The sequence below is a fragment of the Frankia sp. AiPs1 genome, from assembly GCF_023716945.1.
Taxonomy (GTDB): Bacteria; Actinomycetota; Actinomycetes; order Frankiales; family Frankiaceae; genus Frankia.
Genome location: NZ_JAMQQF010000351.1, coordinates 1 through 6,079, shown reverse-complemented (window position 1 = coordinate 6,079; position 6,079 = coordinate 1). Strand labels below are relative to the sequence as shown.

The 6,079-nt window shown below is 73.8% G+C and carries 8 protein-coding genes; 6 read left to right on the top strand and 2 right to left on the bottom strand.

The window, feature by feature from the left end; genetic code table 11:
- Positions 1 to 44 precede the first annotated feature (44 nt).
- Together ND748_RS22645 and ND748_RS22640 are read right to left on the bottom strand one after the other, a co-directional pair.
- On the bottom strand, positions 45 to 806 hold the full coding sequence (locus ND748_RS22645) for a 3-hydroxyacyl-CoA dehydrogenase (protein WP_251747980.1): 762 nt from the start codon (positions 804 to 806) through the stop codon (positions 45 to 47).
- Between the two features lie 33 nt (positions 807 to 839).
- Positions 840 to 1,673, bottom strand: a complete 834-nt coding sequence (locus ND748_RS22640; protein ID WP_251747979.1) for an SDR family NAD(P)-dependent oxidoreductase — start codon at positions 1,671 to 1,673, stop codon at positions 840 to 842.
- A 292-nt stretch (positions 1,674 to 1,965) separates the two neighbouring features.
- On the opposite strand from ND748_RS22640, the gene ND748_RS22635 reads away from it, so the two are divergent.
- The 6 genes from ND748_RS22635 to ND748_RS22610 form a co-directional block, all read left to right on the top strand.
- Positions 1,966 to 2,358, top strand: coding sequence for a MaoC family dehydratase N-terminal domain-containing protein (locus tag ND748_RS22635; RefSeq protein ID WP_251747978.1), 393 nt, complete (start codon positions 1,966 to 1,968; stop codon positions 2,356 to 2,358).
- Positions 2,355 to 2,816, top strand: a complete 462-nt coding sequence (locus tag ND748_RS22630; protein ID WP_251747977.1) for a MaoC/PaaZ C-terminal domain-containing protein — start codon at positions 2,355 to 2,357, stop codon at positions 2,814 to 2,816. The genes ND748_RS22635 and ND748_RS22630 overlap by 4 nt, the downstream gene beginning before the upstream one ends.
- Entirely contained in the window at positions 2,816 to 3,610 is a 795-nt protein-coding gene (locus ND748_RS22625; protein WP_251747976.1) for an enoyl-CoA hydratase/isomerase family protein, read from the top strand. The genes ND748_RS22630 and ND748_RS22625 overlap by 1 nt, the downstream gene beginning before the upstream one ends.
- Positions 3,595 to 4,977, top strand: a complete 1,383-nt coding sequence (locus ND748_RS22620) for a phenylacetate--CoA ligase family protein (protein WP_251747975.1) — start codon at positions 3,595 to 3,597, stop codon at positions 4,975 to 4,977. The genes ND748_RS22625 and ND748_RS22620 overlap by 16 nt, the downstream gene beginning before the upstream one ends.
- Positions 4,978 to 4,989: 12 nt before the next feature.
- A complete protein-coding gene (locus ND748_RS22615; RefSeq protein WP_251747974.1) occupies positions 4,990 to 5,448 on the top strand; it encodes a hypothetical protein in 459 nt (152 codons plus the stop codon).
- On the top strand, positions 5,445 to 6,079 hold a 635-nt coding region (locus tag ND748_RS22610; RefSeq protein ID WP_251747973.1), incomplete at its 3' end, for a TIGR03857 family LLM class F420-dependent oxidoreductase. The genes ND748_RS22615 and ND748_RS22610, both read left to right, overlap by 4 nt.

Below are 6,079 nucleotides of genomic sequence, written 5' to 3'. Positions count from 1 at the left end.
GCGGTGAGGCGGCCGACCGGACCGGCGGGCGCGCTGGCGCAGGGTCAGCGGGGGGCCAGGCGGATGGCGCCGTCGAGGCGGATCACCTCGCCGTTGAGCATCGGGTTGGCCACGATGTGCTCGACCAGGGCCGCGTACTCGTCCGGGTTGCCCAGCCGGCTCGGATGCGGGATCTGCCGCCCCAGCGACTCCCGGGCCTGCTCGGAGAGCCCGCCGAGCATCGGCGTCTGGAACAGGCCCGGCGCGATGGTCACCACCCGGATCGCCTGGGCGGCGAGGTCGCGGGCGATGGGCAGCGTCATGGCGGCGATGCCGCCCTTGGACGCCGAGTAGGCGGCCTGCCCGATCTGCCCGTCGAAGGCGGCGACGGAGGCGGTGTTGACGATCACGCCGCGGTCGCCGTCGACCGGTTCGACCGTCGCGATCCGCTCGGCGGCGAGCCGGATCACGTTGAACGTTCCCACCAGGTTGACGTGGACGACCTTCGCGAAGTCCTCGAGCGGGAACACCCCGCCCCGTCCCAGCACCCGGATCGCGTTGCCGGTGCCGGCGCAGTTGACCACGACGCGCAGCGAGCCGAGGGCGACGGCAGCGTCGAGGGCGGCGCCGACCTCCTCGGGGCTGGTGACGTCGGCGGCGACGAACCGGGCGTCGTCGCCGAGTTCCTTCGCGATGGCCTCCCCCGCCGAGCTGGGCAGGTCGAGCAGCACGACCCTCGCCCCGGCCCTCAGCAGGCGCCGGGCCGTGGCGAGGCCGAGTCCGGACGCGCCGCCGGTGACCAGAGCGATGCTGCTTGAGATGTCCATCAAAGACCTCCGGAGTCGGTTCGTGGGTCGGGGTCAGAAGGCGGCGTAGCCGCCGTCGAGCAGGATGCTGTCGCCGGTGTGGAAGACCGACGCGGGCGAGGCGAGGTAGACGGCGATGCCGGCGAAGTCCTCCGGGCGGCCCCAGCGGCGCACCGGCATGCGCGGCAGCACCCGCTCGGTGAAGCGCTCGTCGTGCAGGCCCTGGTGGGTCATGGGTGAGTCCGTCCAGCCGGGCAGGATCGCGTTCGCCCGGATGTCGTGCCGCGCCAGCTCCACCGCGGCCGCCCGGATCATCGCGGTCAGCCCGGCCTTGCTGGCGCCGTAGGAGTAGGCGCGGGCCTGCCCCTGCAGGACCGCGAGGCTGGCCGTGGCGACGAGGCTCCCCCCGTTGCCGAAGCGCACCATGGCGCGGGCCGCCTCCCGCAGGGTCACGAACGCCCCGTCGAGGTCGACCCGGGTCACCTCGCGGAACTCGGCGAGCGAGGTCTCCAGCAGCGGGTGGAAACGGGACGCGACGCCGGCGTTGACGAAGCAGGAGTCGAGCCGGCCGAAGGACGCGGCGACCTCGGCCATCGTGGCGACCACCTGGTCCTCGTCGCCGACGTCGCAGAGATGACCGGTGGCCAGCCCGCCTGCCGCGGTGAGGCGCTCGACGGCGGCGGCGTTCTTGGCGGCGTTGGTCCCCCAGACGCAGACGTGGGCGCCGGCGGCGGCCAGCCCGCCCGCCATGCCCAGCCCGATCCCGCCGTTGCCGCCGGTCACCACGCTGACGTGGCCGGTCAGGTCGAACGGGTTGCGTCCGGCGGCCGCGGCCGCCGCCAGCGCAACGCCCGACGGCCGTCGGTCCGACTCCCGCGCGATGCTCATCGCCGATCCCTCCTGTGCTGGAACCGCTTCCGGCGCGGTGTCGACCCGACCGTAGGATCACCACGGTATTTTAGTCAACCATCGCGTCGGTCAAATAAACTCTTGACTCCGAGCCCCGCGATGGGGGACGGTCGGCTCAGTCCCGACGTGACCCGCGCCACGGCCCCAGACCCCCCGCGAACCGCCTCACCGGCGCGCGCTCCCCTCTGGCCGCCGCGGCCCGCGGCCCGCGGACCAGCCACGCACCCTCGCCGCGCCCCCCGGGCCGCGGACAGTTCCGACGGAGGTCGAGATGGACGAAAGCGCCAAGGGCCGAACCCTGGTGGAGGACGACCTCACGGTCTCCCCCGACGTCCTCGCCGCACTGGCCCGGGCCGTCGGCGGCCCCACGGGGACGGCGACGGCCACCCTCGTCCCCTACTTCGGGGCGGCGGTCGGCGGCGAGTCGACCGCGGTCGACGGCCTCGGCCTCGACCTGTCCCGCGCGCTGCTCGCCGGCATCGACTACGACTGGCGCCGCCCCTTCGCCCCCGGCGAGCGGGTGCACGTGCGGGTCACTGTGGAGGACGTCTTCCGCAAGGGCGCCAACCAGTTCGGCCTGCTCGCCGCCGAGTTCACCGACGCGGCCGGCGAGCTCGTGCAGCGCCAGACCGTCACCTTCATCGAGCGTGGGAGCAGCAAGTGACCCAGGACGACAGCGCGACCAGCGGCGGGAGTGCGACCAGCGGCGCGAGTGTGGCCGCCGACGGGAGCGTGACGCTCGCAGAGCGCACCCGCGGTCCCGTGACCCGCGTGCAGATCGCCCGCTACGCCGGCGCGGTGGGCGACTTCAACCCGGTCCACGTCGACGACGAGTTCGCCCGCGCCTCCGGCCTGCCGTCGGTCATCGCGCACGGCCCGCTCACCGTGACGCTGGCGCTCGACGCCGTGGTCGAACAGCTCGGCCCCCAGGCCCTGCGCTCCGCCAAGGCCCGGCTGTCCGCGCCGGTCTTCCCCGGCGACGAGCTGACGGTGGTGCCCACCGCCGACGGCGTCGAGGTGCGCAAGGCCGACGGCACGGTGGCGGCGACGGTACGCCTGGAGACCGTACGCCCGGAGACGGGGCGCCCGGAGACGGGCCGCGTGGAGACGGGGACGCGCTGATGGGGCACGAGTACATCACCCTGGACGACGAGCCCCGCGGCGTGCGGGTGCTCACGCTGAACCGGCCGGACCGGATGAACTCCTGGAACGCGGCGATGCGCCAGGAGCTGCGCGACGCCGTCGAGGACACCGCGCTCGATCCGGGGGTGCGTGTCCTGATCATCACCGGCGCCGGTGGGCGCGCGTTCTCCGCCGGCGAGGACGTCAGTGGCATGGGCGACCTCACGGCGCTGGGCACCCGCGGGTTCCGCGCGCACGCCCGGCGCATCCACGACGTCTTCGACACGATCGAGGCGATGGAGATCCCGGTGATCGCCGCCGTCGACGGGGTGGCCGCGGGCGGCGGGTTCGAGCTGGCCCTGTCCTGCGACTTCCGGGTGGCCGGGGACAAGGCCCGGTTCGTCATGCCGGAGGCGAAGGTCGGCCTCATCCCCGGGTCGGGGGGCTGTTCGCGCCTCGTCACGTACGTGGGGCGGGGCCGGGCCAAGGAACTGGTCATGCTCGGCGGCACCCTGCGTCCCGAGGTCGCGTTGCAGATCGGCCTGGTCACCGAGGTCGTCCCCGCGGGGACGGCGCTCGACGCCGCCCGGGGAATGGCCGACCGGCTCGCCGCGATGGCGCCGCTCGCCCTCGGCATGGCCAAGCTCGTGCTCAACACCTGCGGCGACGTGGACGGCGAGACCGGTCGCCGGCTGGAGCGCCTCGGCCAGAGCGTCCTGAAGACCACCGAGGACCACCGGGAGGGCGCCGCCGCGTTCATCGAGAAGCGGACCGCGCAATGGCAGGGGCGTTAGGCCAGGCCGTCGACCAGCGGTTCTGGAACCGGGCGACGCAGACCGCCGATCGGGAACGACTCGACGCACTGCACCTCACCCGGATCCGCCACCTGGTCGGCTGGGCCTACGACCACTCCCCGCTGCACCGGCGGATCTACGACGCCGCCGGGGTGAAGCCCGCCGACATCCGCACCTGGGACGACTACCACCACCGGCTGCCGTTCACCGACAAGCCCGACTACGTCCGCGACCAGGAAAGTGCGCCGTCGGGGTTCGGCGGTCTGGCGCTCGGCCCGGAGCACTGGCAGCAGTACTTCCACACCACCGGCACCACCGGCCGGTTCCTGCACGAGGCGTTCAGCCAGTTCGAGATGCACAAGGCGGGCACCCAGCTCTGCTACGGCCTGTGGGGCCAGGGCGCCCGGCCGCGCGACTCGATCTACTTCTGCTTCGACTTCGGCATGTGGGTCGGGCTGTGGACCTACTACTGGGGAGCGCGCAACCTCGGCCTGACCATCGTCTCGGGCGGCGGTGCCAGCGGGGAGCAGCGGGTCCGCCACATCCTCGAACGCCGCCCCGCCATCGTCTGCGCCACCCCCACCTACCTGCTGCACCTGGCCGAGATCGCCGAGCGCGAGGGCCTGGACCTGCGCCGCGCCGGGGTGCGCATCCTCGCCGGCGGCGGCGAGGCGGGCCTGTCGGTGCCGCGCATCCGGGAGCGGCTCGCCGAGGCGTGGGGCGTCGAGCGGATCCACGACGCCTACGGCATCGGCGAGGCGCTGTTCATCGGCCAGTCGTGCGACGTGTGGGCCGGCGGGGTACATGCCATCGAGGACGTCTGCCACTCGTACTCGGTGGATCCCGCCTCGGGCGAGCCGGTCACCGACGACGCGGCGGTCGGCGAGCACGTGATCACCAGTTACACCCATCTCGTGCAGCCGTTCATCAAGTACCGCACGCATGACCTCGTCCGCCTCGACGCCCATCCCGACCACGGCTGCGGATGGACGTGGAAGCACTTCCCGGGCGTCGTTCTCGGCCGCTCCGACTTCATGGTCACCATCCGCGGGGTCAACGTGTACCCGACCGCGGTGGAGAACCTGATCAGCGAGGTCCCGGGGCTGACACACCACTACGAGCTGCACCTGTCCCGCCGTGACGGGATGGACCGGATGCTGGTCCGGGCCGAGGCCGCGGCGGGCGTCGGCGCGCTGGCCGACCTGTCCGCGCGGCTGTCCGCGCACCTGCGCGACCACCTCGGCGTCCGGCTGGAGACCGACGTCGTCCACGCCGGGTCGCTGCCGCGCTACGAGCTGAAGACCAGACGGATCTTCGACGCCCGCGAGCCGGGCGCACGAGCCGCCACCACCCGAGAAGGGCACTGACCGGTGACTGGCGTGGCACAGGGAATGCGGACCCGCTCGAATCTCGCCCCACCCCCACCCCCGCCCCCCGAGCCGGAGCTGGGTACCAGAGCGGAGCTGGGTACCAGACCGGAACTGGGAACCAGACCGGAGCTGGGATCGTCGGCCGGGCCGGAGCTGGGCGCCGACGTCGAGCGGCAGCGCACCCGCCTGCTCGCGGTGCACGCCCAGCTGGCCCGGGAGCGGGCCGCCGCCCTGTCGCCGGCGATCGAGCGGGCGCTGGAGACGGCCCAGATGTACCTGTTCCTCGCACTGGGCTACGTCGGCCACACCGACGAGCTGTTCCCCGACGAGCTCCAGGTCCCCGACGACTTGCAAGTCCCCGGTGACCTGCAAGTCCCCGGCGAGCTGCAGGCCGCCGACACGCTCCGGGCCGCCCAGGCCGCCTCCCCCTCGACCGATCCGACCGAAGCCAGGGAAAGCCGATCATGACCTCCGCGGACCACAACGACGGCGTACACGACGACCTGAGCGTGTACGTGCTCCCCGGGCGGGCGAGCGACCCCGCCCGCGCCCTGCGGGAGGCGCGCGACGCCGAGCGGGCCGGCTTCGGTGCGGTCTACGTCAGCGAGCGGCTCGACCTCAAGGAGGCCGGGGTGGTCTGCGGGGCGCTCGCCGCGACGACCGAACGGTGCCGCGTCGGGACCGCCGTGATCCATCAGGGCACCCGCCATCCGCTCACCATCGCCGCACTGGCGGCGACCGCGCACACGCTGAGCGGCGGCCGGTTCGTCCTCGGGCTCGGCCGGGGGCTGGGGGCGCTGGCGCCCTCGCTCGGCGTTGCGCCGCCGACGCTGCGCGGCCTGGAGCACCTGGTCGGTGTGCTGCGGCGGCTGTGGACGGGCGAGGCGATCCGGGAGGAGGGGGCGGCGGGGTCGTTCCGCGGGATGCGCTTCTCCGACCTGCCCCCCGACGGCGCGCCGCCGGTCGTCCTCGGCACCATCGGGCCACGCGGGCTCGACCTCGCCGGGCGGGTGTTCGACGGGGTCATCCTGCACCCCTTCCTCACCGTCGACGCGGTGGCCGCGTCGGTTGCGGCGGTGCGGGGCGTCGCGGCGCGGGC

What these genes read in the sequence shown, in the direction of transcription:
- ND748_RS22635 (WP_251747978.1), top strand. Translation starts at nt 1,966, where the DNA reads ATGGACGAAAGCGCCAAGGGCCGAACCCTGGTGGAGGACGACCTCACG.
- ND748_RS22640 (WP_251747979.1), bottom strand. Translation starts at nt 1,673, where the DNA reads ATGAGCATCGCGCGGGAGTCGGACCGACGGCCGTCGGGCGTTGCGCTG.
- ND748_RS22645 (WP_251747980.1), bottom strand. Translation starts at nt 806, where the DNA reads ATGGACATCTCAAGCAGCATCGCTCTGGTCACCGGCGGCGCGTCCGGA.
- ND748_RS22625 (WP_251747976.1), top strand. Translation starts at nt 2,816, where the DNA reads ATGGGGCACGAGTACATCACCCTGGACGACGAGCCCCGCGGCGTGCGG.
- ND748_RS22620 (WP_251747975.1), top strand. Translation starts at nt 3,595, where the DNA reads ATGGCAGGGGCGTTAGGCCAGGCCGTCGACCAGCGGTTCTGGAACCGG.